Here is a 24,933-nt window from a genome sequence, read left to right on the forward strand (position 1 = left end):
ACGCTCCTCACCATGAGGGGCCGTGGTGGGGACCCAGAACAAAGCGTTCAGATCAGCTTCAGGCCCTTCAAGCTCGCATGCCCGTTCTTGCCGACGATGATGTGGTCGTGCACCGCGATCCCCAGCGGTTTTGCGACATCGATCACTGACCGTGTCATCTGCACGTCGGCCTGTGACGGCGTCGGGTCGCCGCTGGGATGATTGTGCAGGAGTCTTCTTCTCTCACGTAACGTATTGAAAATTAATCGTTTTAGAGAGCTGATTTATCTGTGAGGGGGCGGCAATTGGGAGCGGTTCTGTGTGCTCGTCTGGGATTCTCACGCTTCTTCATCCTTATCCACGTCGAGTCCTTTTGACGCGCGGCACGTCACCGTATTCTTCCGATCCCAGGCATCAAGCTCATTCGTCGGATACAAAACGGCCTTGCCAATTTTGACGAAGGCTGGGCCTACCTTCATCGCTCGCCAATTTCGAAGAGTGCCAATTGAAACACTGCCACGATATCTTTCAGACACTTCTTCGGCGGTCAGAAACTTTCTATCAGACATCGACCTCTCCCTAGCGTTGCCAACAACCGATCACATTCGGGAAGGCTAAAGAGCACCAAATCATGCTCGCGGACTGTCTGATGGAGCGGCCGCACGTATGTTGGAAGAGGAGGATTTCCGCCGTCGTGAAAACGGATGCAGCGGGATAGAAGAAGGAATGGTTGCCAGTTCGTGTGCGCTAGATGTTTGGTCCCAGCATTTGATGGTGCATTATTCTCCGACGGTTGGAAGGATGCGCTATGGGACAGGTTCACCACGGGAGCGCCACAACGACAGCGGCGGTCCGTCGAGCGATACAACATAGTCAAGAGAGCCTGAGGGTCTTGGCCAGGCGGCATGGGATCAATCCCAAGACCGTCGCCAAGTGGAAGGCGCGGGCCTCGGTCGAAGATCTACGAACCGGGCCGAAAGACCCGAAGTCGACGGTTCTGACGGTCGAGGAAGAGGCGCTTATTGTCGCCTTCCGGCGGCACACGCTGCTGCCGCTCGATGACTGCTTGTATGCCCTGCAACCAACCATCCCGCATCTGACGCGCTCGTCACTGCATCGCTGCCTGCAGCGCCACGACATCTCGCGATTGCCTGAAGTCGAGGGCGACAAGCCAGATCGGCGTAAGTTCAAGACCTATCCGATCGGCTACTTTCACATCGACATCGCCGAGGTCCGCACCGAGCAGGGCAAGCTCTATCTGTTCGTGGGGATCGACCGGACCTCAAAGTTCGCCTTCGTCGAGTTGCACGAGAAAGCCACTCGGCGCATCGCCGGCGACTTCCTGCGCCACCTGATCGCGGCCGTGCCCTACAAGATCCACACCGTGCTGACCGACAATGGCACGCACTTCACCACGCCCGGTGCCGGTGGCTCAGCGGTCCCTGAGATCAAGCTGGCCCTCGAGCGTGGCGAGCCGGTCTGGGCCCATGGCTTTGAGTTGGCTTGCGCCCAGGCCGACATCGATCATCGCCTCACCAAGCCCAAGCACCCCTGGACCAATGGCCAGGTCGAACGGATGAACCGGACTATCAAGGAAGCGACCGTCAAGCGCTTCCACTACGAGACCCACGACCAACTCCGTCGCCACCTCGGCGACTTCATCGACGCCTACAACTTCGCGCGTCGGCTAAAGACCCTGCAGGGCCTCACACCCTACGAGTACGTTTGTAAGATCTGGACAAAAGAGCCCACCAGATTCAATGTTGATCCGACCCATCAAAGTCCGGGACTAAACATCTAGATCTGTGCATCGGATGATGCAGAATAAATGCCTAATGCGGCTCAATATCCTATTCGAAGCCCGACCCCGAACCGCCTAAATTAGCTCAATGGAGGGAACGGCAGCTTGTGGCGCGCGAGGCGGCCGTTCGTTTGTCTCTCGGTCCATGTGCCTGCCGACGCATATTCGCTAGTCGCAGGATCTAATGCGTAACAGGGCTCGAGTTGAGTCGCCGTCCTTCTTCGCGTGGTCACTACTACGGACGCGAAATGCGCAAACACGCGAAGAGAATACGGCCCAACAAGAGGCGTTGCCTGTCGCGCAATCATTGTATGATCGGTGAGCAACATTGACCAGTATTCCTACGTCTCGATTACTTAACACCAACAGCCGAACTGCGGCAGCATGTTCGGGTCGAGCTTATCGACTGATTCGCCAGAAAACTTAAACCTCGCTCTCGCCGTCCTTGCGGATCGGTGATTGCAAACCCGACTCTTTGGAGAACGAACATGACTTTAGCCAAGCGAGCACAGATTGGGCCGGCCCGGCGCGAAGAATTCGGGCATACTTCTAGCGGTACCGATCGCAGTGCTGGCCAGGCTGAAGTCCAGCGCAAGCGGGCCCGCACCTTTGCGCGCCAGCAGAAGGTCGCCGAGCGAGTTGCAGCCGCGACGGCGGAAATGGCTTCGGCAATCAGCGAATCCGCTTCGGCAGCGCAGGAACTTTCCAAGTCGATGGAGCAGATAGCGGCTGGCGCCGAAGAGGCATCTGGCGCCGCGCAGCAATCGCTCGTCGCGGTGACCGATATCGCCACCGGCGTGACCCAGGCGAAGGAGAAGGCCGAAATCTCGCGGCAGAAATCCGAGGCGCTGCAGGCTCTGCTCGGAGAGCTGAACTCTCAGATCAGCGCCTCGGTCGCCAATATCGGTGCTGGCGCCGACCGCCAACTCGCTTCCGTTCAAATGGTCGTCGAACTTGAAAAGCAGGCAGCCGACATTGGCGAAATCGTGAAAGCGGTCGCGCGCATCGCCGATCAAACCAACTTGCTTGCCCTCAACGCCGCCATCGAGGCAGCCAGGGCGGGCCAGCACGGCAAAGGCTTCGCGGTAGTCGCCGATGAAGTAAGAGCTCTGGCTGAGACGTCCGAAAAGAGCGCCAGCGAAATCCAGGGCCTCGTTGGCCAGATTCAAGGCGAAGTTAAGACCATCGCCGACGGCATCAACGGAGCGGCCGAGGCGGCCCGAGTTGAAGCCGAGAAGGGCAAAGCCGTCACCGTGCAGCCGGAAAAGGCGCGGTCCGACATGCTTGGGATCGTTGCGGGAAGCACAGAAATCGCAAGCGCGGCGCTGCAGTCCGACCTGGCCACCAAGGAAGTGCAGAAGGGTTCGGAGCAGATTGCGGCGGCGGCAACCGAGCAGTCGGCGGCCTGCGAAGAGGCCTTAAAGACGGTCGATCAGCAGAACGTGGCGCTGAACCAAAGCCAGACCGCGTCGGAAGAATTGTCCACGCTTGCCGACGAACTGAAGAACAGCACCGACATTTCGAAAAGCGCGGAGGAAATGGCTTCCGCGGCCGAGCAGCTATCTTCCGCGGTTCAGGAAATCAGCGGCTCGGCGACCCAGATCATGGCGGCGATTGAGCAAATCAACAAAGGATCGCAACAGGCCGCCGCCGCCGCACAGCAGTCGAGCGCCGGCAACTCCCAAATCGAAAAGGGCGCTGCGCTATCGCAGGAGCGTGCGAAGGCCGGGCTGGAATCAGGTCGTACAATCTCCGACCTGGTGAAGGCAAGTCGCTCTGCGGTCGAAGAACTCATCTCGGGCGTCTCCAAGGGGCTGGAAGAGACCAACAAGAGCGGCGAGCTCATCGCCACGCTGGAGCAGGTCAGCCGGCGTATCGACAAGATCGTCGACTCGATCACGACGGTGTCGATTCAGACCAATATGCTGGCGATCAACGGATCGATCGAGGCGGCCCGCGCCGGCGAGTTCGGCAAGGGTTTTATGGTGGTCTCGACTGACATCCGCAACCTCGCGCGGGAATCAGCGGAGAATGCCGACCGCATCAAGGACGTCGTCAAGGCGACCCAGGACCAGATTGTCGCGGTCCGGCGCGATCTGGAGCAGATTGCCGCGGCAGCCGTGGTGGAAGTGCAGAACAATAAGGCCATCACGACTAACCTCGCAATGGTTGAGCAGGACATGGCGATCGTGCTGAGCGGCAACGAGGAAATCCTCAAGGGTGCGGACATCATCCTGACCGCGGTACAGGAAGCGCAGAAGGCGACGCAGCAGATTGCTATCGCAGCAGACCAGGCCAGCAAGGGAGCTGTCGAGGCAGCAAGCGCGGCGAAACAGCAGTCGAAGGGTGCCGAGGAATTGGCGGTCGCAGTCGAGGAAATAGCCTCGCTCGCCGACGAACTCCAGAACTCACGAGATTAATTGGAAAGGTTACGCTCGTGAATATGGAATCAGACCTGATCGACGCCCCGCCACTGTCTCCGGTGGATGAACCGGCCGGAGACAACCGGCAACACGTCAACTCAACCGGCGAAAACCGGCAGTACGTCACCTTCCACATCGACGACGGCATCTTCGCGGTCCCGCTCGCCGAAGTGCAGGAAATTATTCGGATGCCTGAGATCATTCAGGTGCCCCTCAGTCACGAAAGCCTAGAAGGTCTGGCGAATCTGCGCGGCACAGTAATGTCCGTCACCAGTCTGCGGCGGATATTCCGTTACCCGAATGTCGAACACAACGACGCAACGCGCGTGGTCGTTATCAATCAAGGCATCCCCGTTGGCCTCGTCGTCGACCGGATGTCGGCAGTTGTGACAGCGGCGCTCGATCAGATCGAAAGTGTTAGTTCGATCGAGGCGACGGTCAATACCGATCTTCTGCGCGGCATGATCAAGACGGCCGACGGGAAAGGGATGATCATGATTCTCGACCCCGTTCGGCTTTTCGAAAGCGATTCTGGCTCGGGGCATCGAGGCCCTCAGAAAGCTGGTAACGGCGAGATCGACGCAGTCGTGGAACAGGCGACCGCGACGACCGACGAAATGCAGCTTGTGAGCTTCGAGGTTGCCGGACAGGAATACGCGCTTTCGATCGAGAACGTTCAGGAGATCGTCCAGGTTCCCGACCATATCAACCGGATGCCCAAAACCGATGCGCATGTCCTTGGCGTGGTGACGCTGCGCAATCGGCTGCTGCCGCTTGTCAGCCTGCGTGAAATGTTCGGCCTGCCTGCGGTTGCGCTCGATGACCGCAACAAGATCGTGGTGGTGCCGCTGCCCGACCAGTCCTCGGTTGGAATCGTCATGGATACGGTCAAGGAAGTCTTGCGCGTGAACCGCAACATGCTCGATCCGGTGCCGAGCCTGATGCGGGGTGGGAAAGCCAACGGCGAGATCCAGGGCATTTGCCGGCTGAACGGTGGCAAACGACTGGTTTCGGTGCTGTCGGCGGAAGCCTTGTTTGAGAACGAGGTAGTTCGTCGCGCGGCAGAGAACGTCGATTCAGAGGGAAACGTGGAGGACATCATGGCTGCGGACCAGGTCGACGGCGCGACCGCGCTGGCGGAGGAAGAGCAGTTCGTGGTGTTCCGCCTCGCCGACGAGGAATACGGCGCCCCGATCGGTTCCGTACAGGAGATCGTACGAGTCCCCGATACACTGACGCGTTTGCCAAAGGCTCCTAGTTTCATCAAGGGTGTCGTGAACCTCCGGGGGGCGGTACTGCCGGTAGTCGATCAGCGGACGCGGTTCGATCTCGATGATATCGAGCGCAACGACCGCCAGCGGATCATGGTGTTCACGATTGATGGTGTGCGTACCGGATTCATCGTCGATTCGGTCTCCGAAGTCCTGAAGATTCCACGCAATTCGATCGGACCGACACCTTCGCTCTCTGAGGAACAGGCGCGCATCATATCGCGCGTCGCCAATCTCGAGAAACAAAAGCGAATGATCCTGCTGATCGACACCGATCATCTGCTGGAAAGACACGAGATTGCGACGCTTGAGGAAACCTCCGGTGGAGCCAGGCAACGCGCTGCGGTCGAAGAACTGAGCGCGGCGAATGCTTAAGCTCCTGATTGCCGACGATTCCGCCCTGATGCGCAAGTGTCTGGGCGACATCTTCAAAGCCGAAGGCGATTTCGAGGTGAGTTTTGCCCGCAACGGCGCGGAAGCATTGTCGATGGCGCGGTCCATAGCTCCCGACGTGATCACGCTCGACGTGAACATGCCGGAGATGGATGGGATCACTTGCCTCAGTCGCATCATGGTCGAATGTCCAAAGCCCGTGGTGATGGTTTCGTCGATCACCGGCGAAGGCGCGGAGGTGACGCTGCAGGCGCTGAGCCTCGGCGCCGTAGATTTCATTCCTAAACCGGACGGCACGGTCTCGCTGCACATTGACAAGATCAGGGTCGCGCTGGTTGCCAAGGTTCGCAGTGCCGCGAGAGCACGCATCAGCAAGAGCCGCGGACTTCTCGATCGCGTCCGCCACCGCGCCCAGTCGGTAGAAGACGCGAGGCGTTCGGCAAGTAGCGCGAGAACTGGAGGTTCAGGTACGGCAAAAGGAGTGGTTCTGATCGGTGTATCGACCGGAGGACCGGGCGCGATCGAGACGGTTCTGCCGCGGCTGCCGGGTAATTTTCCTTGGCCGATCCTGATCGCGCAGCACATGCCTGAAAGCTTCACCGGGGTGTTTGCACGTCGGATCAATAGTTTGTCAGAACTCGAAGTCGTCGAGGTAACTCGGCCGATGCCGCTGCGAGGCGGTGTCGCCTATGTCGGACGCGGAGACGCCGACTTTCTGGTCGTCGTCCGCGCAGGTGTTCTCGCTGCCATTCCGGTTCCCGCGTCTCCGCTGCACAACTGGCATCCAAGTGTAGAACGCTTGGTCGAGAGCGCGCTGGAGCATGTAACCCCGGAGCATCTTCTCGGGGTCATGCTCACCGGCATGGGTGACGACGGTGCGCGCGCCATGGCCGAGCTAAAGTCGCGCGGCGGCCGGACCATCGCGGAGTCGGAGGATACCGCGGTTGTATGGGGAATGCCTGGCGAACTGGTAAAGCGCGGCGGAGCTACGATTGTGCTCCCGATCGAGCGAGTTGCAGATCAACTCCGGCGATGGACGAACTGACATGCCATTAGTGAGATTTGCTTCCGATGTGCCGCATACGAAAACTGAAACTTTCGAACTTCGTGAGGATCAGTTAACCGGCAATGATGTCGACGAACGGCGGCGTGCGGCGCGCGCCCTGTCCGGGAACCCGGCTGCAGCAGCCACTCTGGCTGCCCGCCTCGAATGTGAGCCTGATCCCCGGGTACGCGACGCTCTGTTCGGCAGTCTGGCCGATATCGGCGGAGCGCTGGCAGCCAAATTGATCGCTTCGTTTATCCGCAGCGATGATGCCAATCTGCGTGGGGGTGCCATCGAGTCACTGAAACGTCTGGACAATGATGCTGTAACCGTGCTTGACGCGCTTATGAACGAGTCGGACGTTGACGTCCGTATTCTCGCCATTGAAGTCACGAGGGCGTGGCCGAGCGAAGTGGCCAACCCGCGGTTGCTGCGCGTTTTCGAGCACGAGCCGCACGTCAATGTTTGTGCTGCGGCTGTGGATGTAGCGACAGAGGTTGGGACGAAAGAGTTACTGGCGGCGCTCTACGGGCTTCGTACTCGCTTCGCCGGAGAGCCCTTCCTCGTGTTCGCCATCGACATCGCCTGTGACCGCATCCGCTGCAACGATCCGCGGGGCGCGTGATGCCGGTCCTGGCGCAACGCCCCACGGCAACGCATTCAATCAGCGAAGTCGAGTATCAGAAATTTTGCGAATATTTCTATCGACGTACCGGTATCTCGTTTGGCGACAACAAGCGGTATTTTGTCGACAAGCGTCTCATTGACCGCATTCAGAAGAGCGGCGCCGCTGGCGCGAGCGACTACTTCGAGCGCTTGCGGCGGCACGACGCTGCCGGCGAGATCGAAATCCTGATCAATCTGCTAACCATCAACGAGACATATTTCTATCGCGAGGATCACCAGCTTGAGTGCCTGGTCAGCAGTATTCTTCCCGAACTGGTCTCCGACCGCCGCAAGGGCGACCGTATCCGCATCTGGTCGATGCCGTGCTCGACCGGAGAAGAGCCCTACTCGATAGCCATGTACCTTCTCGAGAACTGGGCGCAGGTCGATGACTACGACATCGAAATCATGGCGTCCGACATCGACACCAATGTCCTGCGCGCGGCGGAAGACGGCAAATACGACGCAAGGTCGCTGCATCGGCTTTTGCCGTCGCTGGTGCGCAAATATTTCGTGTCGGCAGGGGCGGAAGGTTTCCGGCTGATCGACGCAATCCGCCAATCTGTGCGTTTCACGAAGGTGAATGCGAGCGATGTCGCGGAGATGCGCCAGTTCGCCAGCCTCGATGTTATCTTCTGCCGCAACATGCTGATCTATTTCGATGACCGCTCCAGGCGACAAGTTGTCGAGTCGTTTTACGACAGTCTTTGTCAGGGAGGCTTTATCTGTCTGGGGCATTCAGAATCAATGAGCCGGATATCTTCGTTGTTCGAGGTCAGAAAATTTCCGCAGGCGATCGTCTACCAGAAACGTGGAGGTCCCCGGTGAACATGCACTTGGTAACGTCGGCGGAGCCGGTTCCAGAAGATCTCGTCTCCACAGATTCTCGTCGTCGATGACGCAACCGTCGTCCGGCTCTACTATCGGCAGATCCTTGAACGCGAAGGTTACCGCGTGGAAGAGGCAATCAACGGCATTGAGGGCTTAGAGAAGGCGCTTCAGACACCGTTCGATCTCTGTATCGTTGACGTCAACATGCCAATGATGGACGGCTACACCTTCCTGCATGCGCTGCGGCGGGAACCGATCACGCATGCGATGCCGGCGCTCATGACTACGAGCGAAGCCTGCGCGGAGGATCATCGAACCGCGCTCAAGGCGGGCGCCAATGCCTATCTGGTCAAGCCGGTCTCACGGGATCAGCTTGCACTTTATGTCGCCGCCCTGCTCGGAAGGAGCGTCGCATGAACGAGCTGCTCGCCCAATTCGTCGCCGAGGCACGCGATTTGCTGCAGGAGGCCGGTGAGGACCTGCTGGCGCTCGAGCGCGCCCCTGACAATCAGGAGGCCATCAATCGCCTGTTTCGCTCGGTTCATACGCTCAAGGGATCGTCGGGCCTGTTCGACGTTCAACCCCTTACCCAGCTTCTGCACGCGGGAGAGGACATTTTCCAGGCGGTACGAGAGCATTCGCTTCTGCTGACGCCGGAAATGGCCGATCTCACGCTAAAGACCCTGGATCAGGTAGGACGATGGATCGAGCATCTCGATCGCCACGAGGCACTTCCGGGCGATGCGGCGCCGATCGCAAGGGAGCTGGTCGCCGAGCTGCGTGGGAGTTTCAACAAAGGGCCGATCGAAGCGCTCGTTAACCCCTTTGCTCCCAAAGCAAACGCTTCCAGTCCGGCCGTCTCGCTCGGCCGTTGGTTTGGGAAAGAAATGATCGCGAATGCTGCAATAGCGGCTCGCGAAGAGTCGATTAGCCTAGTCTCCTACCTGCCCGAGGAAGGCTGCTTCTTCAAAGGCGAAGACCCTCTCCATTTGGCAATGCAGATTCCGCAATTGCAGGCGCTCGGCATCGAAGAGCGACTGCCCTGGCCGGCGCTCTACGATCTCAATCCGTTCAGCTGCAATCTGGGCTTCCATGCCTTGTCAACGGCAGACCGTCCGGAATTGGAGACGCTCTTCCGATGCGTTCCTGATCAGGTGACGATCACCGAGATTACCGCTTCGGCGTTGGCCGATTCGCTGAGCGAGGTCGCATCCGGGATCGTCTTGCCTGCCGTGGTCGAGGCGCTGCTGCGGGAGCAGATTGATCTGCTCGAGTTTGATGCGCCGCTGGAAGAGTTTGCAGGGCGGGTCTCTTCCGCGGCTCGAGTTGCCGCAAACGCATTGTGCTTCGCCGGGTATTCCGAAGACGCTGCGATACTCGAAACGGCGCAAGCCGAGTCGCTCGGCGCAGGATGGACCGCGCCGCTGCGCAATGCGATCGCTGATCTGCTTCGACCCGGGGTCGATTCGGCGAACAATGTCCCAGAACAGGCTATGTCAGGACAAGCAGTCCAGTCCGGACCAGGCGACACAACCGAACGAGCAGGACCAAAGACGCTGCGTGTAGATCAGCAGAAGGTCGATGCGCTGATGAACCTGATCGGCGAGCTTGTGGTTGCAAAGAACAGCCTGCCATTCCTCGCGCGGCGGGCCGAACAGCAATTTGGCTCGCGCGAACTCAGCCACGAGATCAAGGATCAGTACGGCGTCATTGACCGCATTGCGCAGGAGCTGCAGGGTGCCGTGATGGCTATCCGCATGATGCCTGTTGGTCAGGTATTTCAGCGGTTTCCGCGACTGGTGCGCGACCTGGCACGCAAACTAGGCAAGCAGGTCGATCTTGTCATCGAAGGCGAAGATACCGAGGCCGACAAGAACGTCATCGAGAGCCTGTTCGACCCGCTGCTGCACATGGTCCGCAACAGCCTCGACCATGGAGTCGAATCGCCCGAAAAACGGTTGGCCTTCGGCAAGCCGAGTACCGCGAGAGTAAAGCTACTGGCGCGGCGCGATGGCGACCAGGTGGTGATCGAAGTCGTCGACGACGGACGCGGTATCGATCCGGATGCAATAAAGCGCAAGGCCTACGAACGCGGGCTGATCGACGAGATGCGTCTTGCCACCATCACCGACGACGAGGCCACGATGCTGGTGTTCGCCGCGGGTTTTTCGACGGCTGAGACCATCTCCGACGTTTCCGGCAGAGGCGTCGGTATGGACGTGGTACGCAACGCTGTCGAGAAGGCCGGTGGCCGCATCGCGATGACCAGCGTCAAGGGCGCCGGCACGACGGTCCGGATCGACCTGCCACTCAGCATGGCCGTAAGCCGGGTGATGACCGTAGCCTTGGGCAACAACCTGTTCGGCGTTCCGATGGATTTGATCGAGGGGATCGTGAAAGTTCTTCGCAGCGATATCGTTCGTATCAAGGAATGCGAGGCTTTTGTTCTGCGCGATCGGGTGGTTCCGCTTGTTCGATTAACTCAGCTTCTCGATCTACCAGGCGAACCGGCCGCGGGCGAGGAGATCGCCGTACTAGTGGTCCGCGTCAACGGGCAAACGATCGGACTTGGGATATCGGCCTTCGGTGAAGGAATGGAAGTCATCCTGAAGCCGCTTGAAGGCATGCTCGCGAAGATTGCGGGATATGCCGGGACTGCCTTGCTCGGTGACGGCCGCGTGTTGCTCGTGCTCGATCTCAAGGAGTTGATCCAATGACCGTCCGGCGCGCTGGCGATACGATATTTCTCGAAGGCGTCTGTGCCGTCGAGGACGCTGAGGCCCTGTTGCAGCATCTCCAGACCGGAGCGGATCTGATCGACTGGTGCGGGTGTAGCCATCTGCACGCGGCTTGCTTTCAAATGGTACTAATTGCGCGGTTGCCGATGAAAGGCCCGCCCGCAAACCCGGAGATCGCCCGCTGGCTTGAGCCGATCCTTCATTCAATTGAAATGCCTTCAGTGCAGGTTGTTGAAGCCGAGCCCGTATTTGAATTGGAAAATTAAGTCATGCCAGCGATCCTTATTCTTGACGACTCGGCCACGATGGTCATGAGCCTGTCGCGTATCCTGAAAAGCGCCGGCTATGAAGTCGAGACTGCGAGCAATGGCAAGGAAGGCATGGCCAAGCTTGCCGGCGGCCTTAAGCCGAGCGTCATTCTTACGGATATCAACATGCCGCAGATGGATGGCATTACTTTTATCAAGGAGGCCAGGAAGTCGGCATCGACCCGGTTCACTCCGATCATCGTGCTGACCACCGAATCCGGCGGACAGAAGCGGGACGAGGCGCGTGCGGCGGGCGCTTCGGCGTGGCTCACCAAGCCCACTGAGCCCAACGAGTTGCTCACCGCGCTAAAGCAGCTTCTGCCGTCGAGTTGAGGAAATGGCCATGCAATTCGATACCAAAGCCAGCGATAAGCTCGTTTGCGCCGTGCTCGCGGCGCAAGTCTCTGAGCTTCGCGGTCGCATCGATATCGGCGCGACGGTCGAACTGCTATGGCAAACATCCGACGTGCTTTCACTGTTGTCAGGTCTGGTCCTCGAATTTTCGAAGCGCTGTAGTGATTCTGATTCCAATCTATACGAGGAATGCAAAGCCGCGATCGCGGCGGAAGCCAAAATAAATCGGTCGCTCGAAAGTCTCGCCTTTGCGCAGGCCCAGCGCAATGACTTCACGTGCCAAACCGTCGACTGCGTGGTAACGGCCCTCGAACGCATGGCCGTCGTTGATATGTCGTCCGACGCACGGCTGTCGCTAAACGATTTGGCGGCGCTATATGTCTCAGAAGAGCAGCGCGAGGTACACAATAACGCCGTTCGCCAATTTTCTTTCGCTGCGGGACGAAACGGCGCCAGGGGCAGCAGCCGAGAAGAGTCCGCCGGATGACCATTGCCCTCCCGGCATCGACCTTTGTTAGCGTCCGTACGCCACGGATCGTGCTCGTGCCGATGCTTGCCAGCGTCGCGTGCGGCGTTGCCATCATGATAACGCCCGATACGCCCTTTTTGGCGCGGATGCTTGGCGCGGTGGTCACCGGAATTTCGCTGTTAGCGGCGATAAGACGTTACCGGCCCCCCACTATCGAAGTCGATCCGCCGCGACTTCCTGTCCGCGCGATGGAAGCCGCCGCCGAAGAACTGACAGTAGACGAGCCTCGCCCGGGCACTCATTCACGGGTGCTCGTAGGCGTTCACTCGGGTACCGCGCAGGATATGCAGACCGCAATGCGATTGTTCGGCTCGGCAATTGTCGACCAGGTCGACACCTCCGTGAATACTGTGCTCGCCGACAATCACCAAATGCGCGAGATGGCAAACGAGATGGCCATCGCATCGACTCAGGCGAAGGATCAGTTTAAGGGCGCTATGTCGCGTGCGGTTGATGCTGAAAGCGGCATCGAGCAACTGAATGCATTCGGCAGCGAACTCAGCGGTTCTATCCGGTTCATCGGCTCAGAAGTTAAGCGCTCGATTGCAATTGTTAGGGAAGCCTCCGACCAGGCGGAGATCACAAGGGGCTGCGTCGAAACCATGGCGACGCTTTCGCGATCGGTGTCCGATGTCACCAAGATGATCGACGTTATCGCCCGGCAGACCAGGATGCTGGCTCTCAACGCGAGTATCGAAGCGGCGCGCGCCGGCGAGGCTGGCAAGGGTTTCGCTGTAGTGGCCAATGAGGTGAAACAACTTGCGCACCAGACCGCAGAGGCAACACATACGATCGGTCAGAAGATCGCCGAGATGACCGGCATGGTCGCCGAGAGTGTGAAGTCACTGCAAGCTCTGGTGGGAACAATTGCGAACGTCGATGCGGCCAGCGGTTCAATTGGAAAGGCCCTTATCGAGCAGGAGAGCGTGGCCACGCGGGTCTCCACAAACCTGGAAAGCATGCGGGACGCGGTGTTCACGCTGTCGCGCGAAATCCGCGAGGCGGCTCAGATCGCTTCCAATAGCGGGATGTTGTCGGAAATCGTGCTGGAGACGGCGAATTCGGTCGATGGCCATATGAATGCGTTGAAGAGTAAGCTTGAGGATATCGGCACGGGCATGGGGCCTGCCTCGCAGCCGGCCGCGGAAAATAAGGCTCTCTCGTGAGGCCGCGAATGCAGGACCCATTCATACCGCTTTCGGCGCAGCTGCGGCAACGGACCGCGCCTCTGCATCGAGAGATCGAGGTCCTGCTTCGGCTGCCTGGCGCCATTTGCAACCGCGGCGACTATCAGGACTGGCTCGGCCGTTTCCTCGGATTTTACGATCCGCTCGAGCACTCGCTGGCGAAGTTCGCCGGCTGGGATTCACTCGGCCTCTTGACGCCCCCGCGCCACCACTCCTGCGCCCTGGTTGATGATCTTGTTGGTCTGGGCGTTGATCCGCGCGAACTGCCGCGGGCTTCGCCGGCACTGGTGCCCGATCTGCCGACCTTTGCGCACGCGATCGGCGCACTTTACGTCATCGAAGGAGCTGCACTCGGCGGGCGGATGATCTTGCGTGACATCGAGCCGCGGATTGGCGCCGCGATTGCCGGAACGACGCAGTTCTTCGGTGGACGGGGCGGCGCGGTTGGTCCGGCGTGGCAAGAATTTCGATTGGCGTTGGATGAGTTTGGATACATGGAGCCGGAACATTGTGTCGAGGTAGTAGACGGCGCGCAGCGAACCTTTCGGGCCATGATGGTCTGGTTTGCGCCGTTTTGCGCCTTGAAAGTCGGCCAACCGTGAACGTTGGACAGCAGCCACACGCCCGGCTCGCTACGCTCGCCCTTGATATGTCGCGATGCGAGCAAGAGCCGATTCATATCCCCGGCGCTATTCAGCCGCACGGCGCGCTGCTCGCGACGCTGATCGATAGCGGGCTGGTGACCCATGCCAGCGCCAATCTGTCGGCGATTTTGGGCTGTCCCGCCGAAGCGGCGCTTGGGCAGCCGCTGCACCATGTGATCGGCGAAGGGGCGGCCGACGTTCTGCAGGTTGTCGCGCCGGCCGGTCGGGTTGAGCCGCGCCAGCGGATCTTTCTTCTTCCCGGGCCGGCTGGCGGACTTCTCCAACTGCGCTCCTATCGATCCGGCCGCCATCTCTGCGTTGACATCGAGCCGATGCAGCCCGACAGGCCGCGCGGACTGGTTGTCAGCATGTTGCAGTCGGTGCTCGGGACATTGGAGAGTGCAGCCACCTGTAGCGAGCTATGCGAACTCGCGGTTCGCGGATTGGCCACCATCGCCGGTTATGATCGGGTTATGGTGTATCGCTTCAGCCCGCACGGGCATGGAGAAATAATTGCAGAGGCCTGTGTGGCGGGACTCAAGCCATATCTGGGTCAGTGGTATCCTGCGGCGGACATCCCATCGCAGGCCAGGCGGCAATTGTTGCGCCAGCGCGTCGGCTCGGTCGCCGATTCCAGCTATCGGCCGATTTTGCTGCTCACGGATCCCGAGTCGGATGACTGCGATCCGCTCGACCTCACCCATAGTGCGCTACGTAGCGTCTCGCCGATACACCGCGAATATATGCGTAATATGAACACGGCGGCAAGTCTGACGATCGCGCTTACAGACGGCGAGCATCTCTGGGGCATGATGGCGTGCCATCACACAACGCCGCGGATCGTCGAGCCTGAATTGCGGGTGGTCGCCGACTTGATGGGGCAGTTCCTATCGCTGCTGCTCGGTAGTCTGAGCGAGGCGGAGATGCTGGCCACGCGGCTTGGGCGAACGTCAATCTTGCGTGCATTGGCCGATCGACTCGCTGCCGCCGTTTCGTTGTCGGACGCCTTTGCCACGGCAAGGCAGGAGCTCCTGGGTCTGGTGGATGCGGCTGGGGCGATGTTGCGGCTTTCCGGGAAAGTCTTTTTCATCGGGGACACGCCATCGCAGCCCGAGGCGGAACGTGCCCTTGCGCTGCTGCTGCCGAAAGCTGGCGGCGGGGCGTTGGCGGTAGACGACTTGACCTTAACCTATCCCGATCTCGCCGGCTGCGCCAGTCAAGGTAGCGGCGCGCTGCTGCTGCCACTCGCCGGCAGTGCTGGTGACGCGATCCTGTGGTTCCGGCCTGAACTGGCGCATACGATTGTCTGGGGCGGCAACCCGGCCGAGCATGCCGCTATCGACCCTGTCACCGAGCGAATCTCCCCGCGTGCCTCGTTCGCGGCATGGAAGGAGATCATGACGGGTCATTCCGTGCCGTGGGTGGAGGCTGATCTAGCCCTCGCACGCGACCTGGGGAGCATAGTCATGGTGGAGGTGGCCAAGCGCACCAAAGTCGAGCTTTTCGAACTCCGCCACCACGATCCGCTGACCGGGCTGCCCAATCGAACGCTGCTACAGAAGCGCCTAGCGGAGGCCGAAAGAGAGACTGGGACGGTTGTCACTTTGCTGTTCCTCAGTCTCGACGAGACAAAGGACATCAACGAAACTATGGGGTACGCGGCAGGGGACGAACTGCTGATCGAAATGGCGCAGCGCCTGGTCGTCGCCGCAGGTCCGGGAAACTTTGCGGCGCGGCTAGGGGGCGCCGAATTTGTCGTGCTCTGCCGCGGTCTGCAACCAGCAGCGGCAGCCGAACTCGGTGAAGAGATTCGGCGTGCGATTGCGGTGCCCTATGAACTCTGCGGACGTTTGTTTCACCTGGCATCCGGCATCGGCATCTCAGTTGTGGATCAATCGAATATGATTGATCCCGCCAGTGCGGCAAACGATGCAATGCGGGAAGCGATCGTCATGATTGGGGCCAAGCAAAGGGCCGAAGCTCAGAGGCAGAAAATGGAAACACTCGGTCGAACGATGGGCGGGGTCGCCCACGAAATCAACAACATGCTCCAGCCGGTCACGCTTCTGGCCCAGGATGTCATCGACAAGGACCTGGTCATCGGCGAGGGCAAGCAGCATCTCGACATCGTGCTCGACTGCAACATGAAGGCGCGGCAGATCATTGGAGATATGCTGGCGTTTTCCAGACCGACGGTGTCAAACGGCGAAATCCATGATCCGCTCGTACTCTTGCACGATAGCCTCCCGATCGTGCGGCAAGCCGTCCCGACCGACGTTGTTATCTCGATCCGAATCGAGGGGCGTCTGCCCCTGGTCAAGATCGACCGCACCACGTTCGTCCAGATACTCCTAAATCTCGCTATCAATGCAGCGGCGGCGATGAACGGTCAGGGTGAATTGACGATCGCTCTGGAAGAGGACGTTCGCGAACACGGGGAAGCGGATTTGGCTCTGTCAAACAGCTTCATGCGGTTATGTGTGATCGACAGTGGCTGCGGCATGGATAAGGCAACGTTGGATCGCGCCTTCGAACCGTTCTTCACCACGAAGCCCGTTGGGCAGGGGACAGGGCTTGGGCTCTCCCTCGTCTACGGCCTCGTCCGCGATATCGGTGCCTCGGTTGTGCTCGCCAGCGAGCCCGGTTGCGGGACGACGGTGACAATCTTAATACCGGGAAACAACGGAGAAATGAAAAATGGCGGCGGTATTGGTAGTTGAAGACGTTCCGGCGGTGTTGTTGTCGCTCAAAATCGTTCTGGAGGGGCAAGGTCACAACGTCACCAGCGCGCTGGATGGAGAGCAGGGATTGAAGCTGCTCACAGATACGCCCTTTGACCTCGTGATCACAGATATCTGGATGCCCGTTTCGAACGGGACCGATGTCATCCGCGAGGGTCGGGCACGGTCGCCGGGAACGCGCTTCCTGGCCATCACCGGTGGAGATCCTAATGGTTGCGGATCGAGGGAGAGGCTGCCCGAGCAGGATTTCGGGGCCGACCAGGTATTGCTGAAGCCCTTTGAAAAGCAGGAGCTGCTGAACGCCGTGTCGTCGATTCTTCAACGCGCGGTCTAGTTCACCTGCCAATTCGGCCATTGGCATCAAATCGCCGATCTCCCAGAGGCCGTAGTCAAGGGCTGCTCCATAGCATCTGATGTACGGGCAGCCGCTGTTGGCACGTGGGCCACGCTGGTATGCATCGAATGCTCGCCGAAATCTCCTTGGGTTGGGCAATCAAGGGCGAAATGCAATACGCTTGGACTGATCGGTAGCGTCGTTGCTTATATTGTCTCAATTCGCGTTCATGCGATGCGAGCAATGTCGTCGTGGTTCTTCATATCGTCGTAACGCCGGCGTGGCTACACTGTGACGCCAATATTCATGACGGTGCGGATGCGATGGTTCTTGCTGAAGATATTGAAATCAAACTTGTTGAACTGAATGGAAGATCGAAGCTGAATTGTCAGTTTTGGTGCGCGCCTCGTTCAGCGTACCACGCTCTCACAAGGCGCCCTTATGACAGTCGAAGACATTGCGGATAAGGGGGCCGACAAGGAGCATGCGGAGGCTCGCTCCGATATGCTGATGCTGATCGGCAACCGTCTGATATTGCGGGAACGGTTGGCGGCAGCCTTCTCCGAGCGCGGCCGACAAGTTGTCTCCGTACTGGCGATCGACCTGGATCGGTTCAAGGCCGTCAATGACGCGTTGGGCCATGATATAGGCGATGCGCTGTTACGCATGGTAGCGCACCGTATCGAATCCGCGCTGGGGCGCGACGATTTCGCCGCGCGTTGTGATGGCGACGAATTCTATGTCGTGCAAAGCAAACAACCTCAACCTCAGGCCGCGGCGCAATTGGCAAAGTGGCTCATCGACCTGTTGAGCCGATCCTATCTGCTGAAAGGCCATCTCATCAATATCGGCGCCAGCGTTGGGATCGCACAAAGCCCAATCGCTGACGGGAGCGAAATCTTAAAATACGCAGAACTGGCGCTCTGTAGCGCCAAGCAGAAAGGCCGGGGCAGATACTGCTTCTTCGAGACGGCGATGGACGACGAGATGCAAGCCGGCCGCAATCTCGAAATCGATTTGCGGCGCGCTCTTGCGCTGCGAGAATTCGCACTGGTCTATCAACCCCAGTATAACCTGAAATCAAGGAAAATTACTGGCTTCGAGGCGCTGCTCCGGTGGAATAGCGCAAGCAGGGGGCAGTGCCGCCAGCCGAATTCATACCTCTATCCGAAGAAACCGGTCTCATCGGCCCCATCGGTGAATGGGTGATGCGGACTGCATGCCGCGAAGCTGCCAGTTGGGCAGAGCCCCTCGGCATTTCAGTCAACGTTTCGGCGGTTCAGCTCAGCGGCAATCATCTTGCCGCCACGGTCGTGTCTGCTCTCGCCGAAAGTGGCCTGGAGCCGCGACGGCTGGAGCTGGAAATCACGGAGAGCGTACTCTTTGCAGACGACAAATCCGCGCTACAGGTCTTGCGCCGGGTTCGCGAACTTGGCGTACGGGTGTCGATGGATGATTTCGGAACCGGCTATTCATCCCTAAGCTCTCTGCGCAGCTTCCCCTTCGACAAAATCAAGATCGATCAATCTTTCGTCCGCGCGGGCCTCGATGATCGGGCCGCCATGGCGATTGTGCGTGCGATAGCGGCACTCGGCCGAAGTCTGGGAATGACGACGGTCGCGGAGGGCGTTGAAACCGAGGAGCAGATGGCCCTAATCCTCGCCGCCGGTTGCACCGACGTCCAGGGGTACCTCATCAGCAAACCTCTTCCTCCAAACATGATATCGGAGTTCCTCCGAGCGCACGGCAACCACTCGTTGGCCCAGCCAAGTATCGTCATCAAGCGAACATCGAATGCGCCGGATTTTGAAATTTCGAGAGGGGCCAACAAATGTCGATCGAGCTTTACCGCCTCGTCTACGTCAGCAAGAGTCGCATCAGGGGAAATTTCGCGGAAATAGCCGAAGAGATCGCGGGAATTCTTTTGTCTTCGCAGTCAAATAATGCGCGCGTCGCCATCACGGGTGCGCTCATATTTAATACCGGGATCTTTGCGCAGGTGCTGGAGGGGGATCGTCGCGACGTCGAAGCCACGTTCGAACGTATCCAGCGCGATCGTCGCCACGGCGATTTGCAGGTGCTGGAATTCGCGCAGGCGTCGGGTCGCAGATTTCCGTCATGGTCGATGGGATATGTCGGACGCTCGCGAGAAGGTCAGGATCTATTCGGTCGCATGGGGCAAGAAACCGGATTCGAGGCGAAGCGGCTTGAGGGAGAGCGGATTTTCGAAGTCATCTATATGATTGCGCTTGAAGAGGAAGCGCGTGCCGCCTGAACGAAGGGCGGCGGCATAGCCATCTTCGGCATTGACACTGCCGGCCTAGAGTAGTCGCGCGGTCGCAGAAGGCCCCTTGGAGAGCGAGCGGGGCTTTGTTGTTAAGCCTTCTTGTCGAGCGTCATTTCGCCGCCGAGAAAATTGGCCTCGTCCAGGCGGCCAAGCAACAGGTTGGCGTCCGTCACCGTCGGTTCGTCGCCGCCACGCCCATAGCAGGCAGGTCCGGGCATCGAGCCGGCGCTTTGTGGTCGGACCCGCAGCGAGTTTCCTTCGCCGATACGGGCGATCGAACCGCCACCCGTGTCAACTTCGAAGATATCGATCATCGGAATCTGGATTGGCAACGCCTTCTCGTAGCCGCCGATCAGCGCCGAGCCAGTAGCCAGCGACTCACCGTTGCTGATCACGCCGGCCTTCGCCGTGGTCCCCCCCAAGTCGAAGGCAATCGCGTCACTAAGTCCCATCTGTGAACAGATGGCTTGCGCGCCGATCACTCCCGCCGCCGGACCGGATTCCAGCATGCGCACACAATCGCGCCGTGTGTGACTGATTGTGCAGGAGTCTGCTCCTCTCTTGCCATACGTGCCCCATCTATTAGCGCCGACGATGTCGAGCGAGGCACTTACCTCGTAATGGACAAATTCGCCGGTCAACTCGGTTGCGCTTGGCACGAGACTGACGTCGATGACGCTGATCGCGCGACGCCGATCCGCGACCTGCTGAACCTCGTGCCAATGTCCGAAAACAATAAGCCGCTGCAGTCCTTGGGGTGCGATACTGGCCGCCGGCGGCCTGCACTGCGCCCACGGCTTCCGCTCGACCGCGTAGTCGCGGCATCGAGCATCTACGACGTCAAAGTATTGCCGGTCCTTGGCTGAACCAGAAGTGGGCATCGACCATCATGCAGCGCTTTGACCGTACGTTCTCGACCAGCAGGATTCTGCTGCTGTTGTTGTCGGCTGCAAACATTGTCACGGCGGCGACTTCTGCTTCCGCTCAGAATGCAAATGACAGGATCGCTTGCGATCATCTCAAGTCCGTGGATATCGGCGGCGACACCACGGTCATTCTGACCAGGGAATTCAGGACGGGCGATCCAATTGCCCTCGACGAGGCCCAGAAGCTGTCAGCCCCCAAGGCGCAGAAGGATGTGTGTCTCGTCAAACTGATCATCGGCCCTGGCAGGCCTGGTCCGGCCGATGCGCCGTCGTCCTCCGCGGGCATCAGCCTGAACGTGTGGCTGCCGGCTGCGACCAACTGGAACAAACGTTACATGGCCTATGGTCAAGGCGGGTATGCCGGCTCGGCCGATTTCAAGTCGGTGACTGCCCTGAACGTCCGCGTACTTACGGCGGTGGCCGCGGCGCAAACTGGGTATGTGACATCCAATAGCGACGACGGCCATGCCTATGGCGGCAGTGCTCACATCGGCAGCCCCAAGAACTTGAACGGCGCAGCCTCCTGGAAATTCGCCGTCGCATCGCCGGAGAAGGTGCGCGACTGTTGAGGTCCCAGATCGAGCTTCTTCACCTTTCCGTTCTCAGGCGAGAAGTCGATCGCCTTGAGATCGACCCAGAATGTATTCGGTGTCAGCACCGATTCAAAGAAGTACAGCTTGCGTTGATGGTCGGCGACGGTGCGCCATCGGGTCGAAGAAATATTGGGCTGGTCCGGCGTCGAAATGCCGAATGGTACAGACACGTTGCGGATCACGCTGAAGACGCTCGCTAAGGCGCGGTCGGGATTTTCGTCCTTCGGGATTGCTTTGACGTAGAAAGCCGCCCGAGCGAACCGATCTGCGGCGCGGTTCGTGCCCGGCAGCATCACCGTGCCGCCAATCTCCTTCCAGTATTCATTCAACGCCAATTGCTGTTCGAAGATGGGGGAGTTGGTCATCACCTGGTACTTCCGGTCGTGATGGATGACCGGTTTGCCGTTGATGTATTCGATGATCGCGCTGTCACCTGTGGCATCCGAGATCGACAGATGAAGCGTGGCGAGCAACTTCTGCCCGGGCACGTCGGCCGTGACAATCGTAAAAGGATCGTTCTCAAGTACCTCAACCGCCTCCTGAACTGTCGCGAAATTGTCGAGCACATATTGCGCCCAGGCAGCGATGGACAGGCCCGGCTTGCTGGAGTCGAGCTTTGGATATTGGGATTCCGTGAGCCAGAGGATGTTGGCGACAAGTCCCGCCTCGTTCATGCCGTCCGAGGTCGAAACCTCATAAGCCGAAGCGACCACGCTGCCATATTTGGATTTCCATTGCAGAGAGTTCGGCCCGACCTCTCCGCTCCGCGCAATGCCTCTCGGGAAAATCCAGAGATTGGTGGGCATCTCAAATCGCCAATCCATCGAGCGCGCAGTGATGACCTGCCTCTTGGCGCCGAGATAGACCAGCCGCGTACAGGCGAGCGACAGCGAAGGTGCGGCGGCGATCACCGCCGCCAGAGTGGTTGCTAGAATGCGCGACAGTGCAGAGCTTTTCATTCTCATCACCTTCTGGAGCTGTTGGAACAACCATCTCGTGTGGAATTGCTTCCAGAAGACCCTGATCCCAGCAACGGATTATGCGCTGATCTAGATCAGAGGCCCGGCGCCCTTCAATCCGCTCTGGCGATTGCGGCTGCGGTCGTAGAGCGCTTGGCGCCTCCGGCTCTTGCCGATCCGTCAGAAACTCACGCTCCTGATTCAAAGGAGAAAATCGCCGATTCAGAAGCGGCCGGGTTTCAGCGACTATCGGAATCGATCGGTCGATTCTCGACGCCAGCCGCAATAAAGGACGGTCCGCCGAGCCGCGGAGAAAGACCGCCGCACGGACGGTTCGTTGCTGATGGCAACGCAGGCTGGCAAGCCAACCCATAGAGGTGAGAAAGAGCCAGATCGGAGCGAAGGTCGCGAACACGAGCACCGGCGTATTGCGCAGCATTGACTCAGATCAACACAAATGATTGACGTCGAGAGCATGTTTGCAGAGCTGCGCACTGTGATTCATCATAGAAGTGCGCTCTGCTCGATAGTTTCGCCGCTCGCTGGAACGCCTACGGAGCCAGCCGACGCGCCGCGGATCAATCACCTATTGGGAACGAAGATGAAGTATCTTTTCACAGCATTTTTTGTGGCTGCAATCGTCGCCTTGGCTTCGGGCGTCTCGCAAGCCGATTCGGGAAAAATTTGGTACGTGAATCAGGCAAGTAAGAGTGCGGGGGACGGGCGCACCTGGAAAGCCCCGTTCCAATCCCTGCAGGATGCACTATCAGCGGCCTCCAAGAACGACGAAATCTGGGTGGCGCGCGGCACGTATTTTCCCGATGCGACCGATCAGAACAAGTCTTTTACCCTCAAGGAGGACATCGCTGTCTATGGGGGCTTTTCAGGCAACGAAACGGCGCGGCAGCAAAGGGATTTTCGAAAGAACGTAACCATACTCAGCGGCAATATCGGCAAGGGCGACAAGACGAAAAACACAAAGACTATTATTATGGGCGCTGACCGAGCCATTCTGGATGGCTTCACGGTCTCGGATGCTTACGGGACGGACAAGCCCCGCATGCATCTCGTGCCGGCCGACATTCTCAAGAACGACATGGTCGTTGGCGGCGGCATGAGAAACTTCATGACCAGCCCCATCGTGCGCAACGTCGTCTTCAAGAACAACTACTCGCCGAAGGGCGGCGCCGTTTACAATGTGCACAAGGCGGGCGCGGACCAGGCCGCCTTCATCAATGTCGATTTCATCGACAATGTAGCCGAGCTGCGCGGCGGCGGCGTAAGCAACGATCTCGGCGCTATGCCGCGCTTCATCAACTGCCGCTTCATCGGCAACCGCAGCAACGACAAAGGCGGCGGCCTTTACAACGACTTTGCCGCGTCGCCGCTTGTCTTCAACTCGCTGTTCACAGGCAACTCGGCCGTGAGCGCCGGCGGCATCGGCAACGACGGCGGCTCAGCACCATTGCTCGTCAACGTGACAATCGTGGGCAACAAGGCCAGCAGCGAGTTGGGCCCGGGCCTTTATCAGGGGACCGGTGCGAACAGCAATCCGATCCTCATCCGCAGCGTTGTCGATAACGTCTATAATTGGCATGAGGACATTGTGTCGGAGGTCGGCTCGCTCGCTCCTGCGGGAAGCACGCTGCCGCTGGCCGAATTCATCGCCATCAGCAACCTCAAGGGAGAGTTGGAGCCCGTTGCACTTAAATCCGCGCCGGCTTATGCGCGCGGTTACCAGCCCGGCTTGGACGGCGCGCTCCTGCTGAAGAACGGCTTGGTCGAGAAACTCGTCCAGATTTACGTAAGGAACAGCGGCGCGGTCGAATATCAGGACGAGTACATCCGGCCGACGGTCAGCGCCAAGGCCGTATCCGCGCCGGTCATCTACGTCGTCCCGAACAACCCGGCCAAGGCACAGGACGGACTTTCCTGGGCAACCGGGTTCACCGACTTACGGGCGGCCATCGACCTCGCCTCGGCCTCGAAGGCGGCGGTTTGGATCAAGGCCGGCACGTACGGGCCTGCCAAGAAGGACGGCCGTATCGCGGCCTTCATTCTCTATGATGGCGTGAAGCTATACGGCGGGTTTGCCGGCACTGAAACTACCCTGGAGCAGCGTCACGCCGCTGGCGCGCGGACAATTCTGAGCGCGAAGGCCGTCAAAGACGGCTATCGATATGCGCACGTCCTCTATGGCGCCGATGACGCGCTGCTCGACGGATTGACGCTGCGTGACGGTCGCGCGGTCGGCCGGACTTACAACGGCAAGGGCGGCGGGTTGCTTGCCTATCACGCCGGCAAGAAATTTCTGCCGCGCGAGGCCGCGATCGGATTCAAGATGACGCTGCACAATTGCCGCTTCGAGCACAACGAAGCACTCGAAGGCGGAGCGATTTATGCCTACGGCAAGGCCAATCTCACGATCTCCGAAACCGCCTTCAAAGGCAATCGGGCCGTCTATGGCGGCGCCAACGTCAACCGCGAGGGCGTCGTCATCACATGTCAGAAGTGCTCGTTCACCGGCAATCAGGCATCGCAGGATGGCGGCGCAACCTACGAGGATTACGGCTCGCATGTGAGCTATGAGCAAGCCCGGTTTACGGCCAATAGCGCGCGCCATCAGGGCGGCGCCATCTATGAGATCAGCCGGGCCTCGCAATTGGAGGCGACAGTCGTCGGCGTCAACAAGTCGGCATTCGTCAAGAACAAGGCGCGCGACGGCGCCAGCATCTATAATCTCGATGGTAGTACGCTGACGATCACGAACTCGACCTATCCGGCCAAAACGGTCTACAGCCGGACGCCATCCGAGAGCAAATAGAGGCGGCAACGCCGTGCCACGCCGCAAGTCAGCAGAGGGTGTCGAGAAGAGCTTGCGGGCGGATGATCGCCTTGTCAGGGCCGCTTCGGCAATGACAAGA

General features: G+C 59.4%; 21 protein-coding genes and 2 pseudogenes. 19 read left to right on the forward strand and 4 right to left on the reverse strand.

Translation table 11 applies throughout. The annotated features are described in order from the left end of the window. Positions 1 to 47: 47 nt before the first annotated feature. Both ACUXVA_RS09335 and ACUXVA_RS09340 read right to left on the reverse strand, forming a co-directional pair. A pseudogene (locus ACUXVA_RS09335) lies at positions 48 to 212 on the reverse strand (JAB domain-containing protein); the annotation flags it as partial. A gap of 105 nt (positions 213 to 317) precedes the next feature. Next, entirely contained in the window at positions 318 to 548 is a 231-nt protein-coding gene (locus ACUXVA_RS09340) for a helix-turn-helix domain-containing protein (RefSeq protein WP_265080557.1), read from the reverse strand. Between the two features lie 239 nt (positions 549 to 787). Here ACUXVA_RS09340 and ACUXVA_RS09345 point away from each other — a divergent pair, with 239 nt between their 5' ends. From ACUXVA_RS09345 to ACUXVA_RS09425, 17 genes and pseudogenes are all read left to right on the forward strand, one after another. Beyond that, the gene (locus ACUXVA_RS09345; protein ID WP_265078738.1) at positions 788 to 1,780 is read left to right on the forward strand and encodes an IS481 family transposase; all 993 of its coding nucleotides are present in this window, start codon (positions 788 to 790) and stop codon (positions 1,778 to 1,780) included. A gap of 488 nt (positions 1,781 to 2,268) precedes the next feature. Next, complete coding sequence (locus tag ACUXVA_RS09350; RefSeq protein ID WP_445491780.1) at positions 2,269 to 4,200, forward strand: methyl-accepting chemotaxis protein; 1,932 nt, start codon at positions 2,269 to 2,271, stop codon at positions 4,198 to 4,200. A gap of 23 nt (positions 4,201 to 4,223) precedes the next feature. Continuing rightward, positions 4,224 to 5,849, forward strand: coding sequence for a chemotaxis protein CheW (locus ACUXVA_RS09355; protein ID WP_445493269.1), 1,626 nt, complete (start codon positions 4,224 to 4,226; stop codon positions 5,847 to 5,849). Beyond that, positions 5,842 to 6,912 (forward strand): chemotaxis-specific protein-glutamate methyltransferase CheB, encoded by a 1,071-nt coding sequence (cheB, locus tag ACUXVA_RS09360; RefSeq protein WP_265080555.1) that lies wholly within the window; start codon positions 5,842 to 5,844, stop codon positions 6,910 to 6,912. The genes ACUXVA_RS09355 and cheB overlap by 8 nt, the downstream gene beginning before the upstream one ends. A 1-nt stretch (position 6,913) precedes the next feature. Then, positions 6,914 to 7,537, forward strand: coding sequence for a HEAT repeat domain-containing protein (locus ACUXVA_RS09365; protein WP_445491782.1), 624 nt, complete (start codon positions 6,914 to 6,916; stop codon positions 7,535 to 7,537). Further along, positions 7,537 to 8,406 carry a CheR family methyltransferase gene (locus ACUXVA_RS09370; RefSeq protein ID WP_265080553.1) on the forward strand — a complete coding sequence of 290 codons (870 nt, stop codon included), beginning with the start codon at positions 7,537 to 7,539 and terminating at the stop codon, positions 8,404 to 8,406. The genes ACUXVA_RS09365 and ACUXVA_RS09370 overlap by 1 nt, the downstream gene beginning before the upstream one ends. A 54-nt stretch (positions 8,407 to 8,460) precedes the next feature. After that, positions 8,461 to 8,826, forward strand: a complete 366-nt coding sequence (locus tag ACUXVA_RS09375; RefSeq protein ID WP_445493270.1) for a response regulator — start codon at positions 8,461 to 8,463, stop codon at positions 8,824 to 8,826. Continuing rightward, on the forward strand, positions 8,823 to 11,126 hold the full coding sequence (locus ACUXVA_RS09380) for a chemotaxis protein CheA (protein WP_265080552.1): 2,304 nt from the start codon (positions 8,823 to 8,825) through the stop codon (positions 11,124 to 11,126). The genes ACUXVA_RS09375 and ACUXVA_RS09380 overlap by 4 nt, the downstream gene beginning before the upstream one ends. Next, complete coding sequence (locus ACUXVA_RS09385) at positions 11,123 to 11,413, forward strand: hypothetical protein (protein ID WP_265080551.1); 291 nt, start codon at positions 11,123 to 11,125, stop codon at positions 11,411 to 11,413. Before ACUXVA_RS09380 ends, ACUXVA_RS09385 begins: the two co-directional genes overlap by 4 nt. A gap of 3 nt (positions 11,414 to 11,416) precedes the next feature. Continuing rightward, positions 11,417 to 11,788, forward strand: a complete 372-nt coding sequence (locus ACUXVA_RS09390) for a response regulator (protein WP_265080550.1) — start codon at positions 11,417 to 11,419, stop codon at positions 11,786 to 11,788. A 10-nt stretch (positions 11,789 to 11,798) separates the two neighbouring features. Then, positions 11,799 to 12,296: a hypothetical protein gene (locus ACUXVA_RS09395; RefSeq protein ID WP_265080549.1), complete on the forward strand. Its 498-nt coding sequence runs from the start codon at positions 11,799 to 11,801 to the stop codon at positions 12,294 to 12,296. Further along, on the forward strand, positions 12,293 to 13,504 hold the full coding sequence (locus tag ACUXVA_RS09400; RefSeq protein WP_445491787.1) for a methyl-accepting chemotaxis protein: 1,212 nt from the start codon (positions 12,293 to 12,295) through the stop codon (positions 13,502 to 13,504). The genes ACUXVA_RS09395 and ACUXVA_RS09400 overlap by 4 nt, the downstream gene beginning before the upstream one ends. Positions 13,505 to 13,512: 8 nt before the next feature. Next, positions 13,513 to 14,127, forward strand: a complete 615-nt coding sequence (locus ACUXVA_RS09405; protein WP_265080547.1) for a biliverdin-producing heme oxygenase — start codon at positions 13,513 to 13,515, stop codon at positions 14,125 to 14,127. Further along, complete coding sequence (locus ACUXVA_RS09410) at positions 14,124 to 16,889, forward strand: diguanylate cyclase domain-containing protein (RefSeq protein ID WP_265080546.1); 2,766 nt, start codon at positions 14,124 to 14,126, stop codon at positions 16,887 to 16,889. Before ACUXVA_RS09405 ends, ACUXVA_RS09410 begins: the two co-directional genes overlap by 4 nt. After that, positions 16,867 to 17,244, forward strand: a complete 378-nt coding sequence (locus ACUXVA_RS09415; protein ID WP_265080545.1) for a response regulator — start codon at positions 16,867 to 16,869, stop codon at positions 17,242 to 17,244. Before ACUXVA_RS09410 ends, ACUXVA_RS09415 begins: the two co-directional genes overlap by 23 nt. A gap of 510 nt (positions 17,245 to 17,754) precedes the next feature. Next, positions 17,755 to 19,145: pseudogene (locus ACUXVA_RS09420) on the forward strand (putative bifunctional diguanylate cyclase/phosphodiesterase). Further along, entirely contained in the window at positions 19,076 to 19,519 is a 444-nt protein-coding gene (locus ACUXVA_RS09425) for a BLUF domain-containing protein (protein WP_265080542.1), read from the forward strand. Before ACUXVA_RS09420 ends, ACUXVA_RS09425 begins: the two are co-directional and overlap by 70 nt. Before the next feature lie 101 nt (positions 19,520 to 19,620). On the opposite strand, the gene ACUXVA_RS09430 is transcribed toward ACUXVA_RS09425, so the two are convergent. Then, the gene (locus ACUXVA_RS09430; RefSeq protein WP_445491791.1) at positions 19,621 to 20,412 is read right to left on the reverse strand and encodes a hydantoinase/oxoprolinase family protein; all 792 of its coding nucleotides are present in this window, start codon (positions 20,410 to 20,412) and stop codon (positions 19,621 to 19,623) included. An 8-nt stretch (positions 20,413 to 20,420) separates the two neighbouring features. Between ACUXVA_RS09430 and ACUXVA_RS09435 the strand changes: the two genes are divergently transcribed. Further along, complete coding sequence (locus tag ACUXVA_RS09435) at positions 20,421 to 21,026, forward strand: tannase/feruloyl esterase family alpha/beta hydrolase (protein ID WP_265080541.1); 606 nt, start codon at positions 20,421 to 20,423, stop codon at positions 21,024 to 21,026. Here ACUXVA_RS09435 and ACUXVA_RS09440 read toward each other — a convergent pair. Beyond that, the gene (locus tag ACUXVA_RS09440; protein WP_265083855.1) at positions 20,942 to 22,015 is read right to left on the reverse strand and encodes a linear amide C-N hydrolase; all 1,074 of its coding nucleotides are present in this window, start codon (positions 22,013 to 22,015) and stop codon (positions 20,942 to 20,944) included. The two genes, ACUXVA_RS09435 and ACUXVA_RS09440, sit on opposite strands and share 85 nt — an antisense overlap. Positions 22,016 to 22,610: 595 nt before the next feature. On the opposite strand from ACUXVA_RS09440, the gene ACUXVA_RS09445 reads away from it, so the two are divergent. Beyond that, positions 22,611 to 24,833 (forward strand): DUF1565 domain-containing protein, encoded by a 2,223-nt coding sequence (locus ACUXVA_RS09445; protein ID WP_265080540.1) that lies wholly within the window; start codon positions 22,611 to 22,613, stop codon positions 24,831 to 24,833. The last annotated feature ends 100 nt before the right edge of the window (positions 24,834 to 24,933 follow it).

The organism is Rhodopseudomonas sp. RCAM05734, assembly GCF_052658035.1.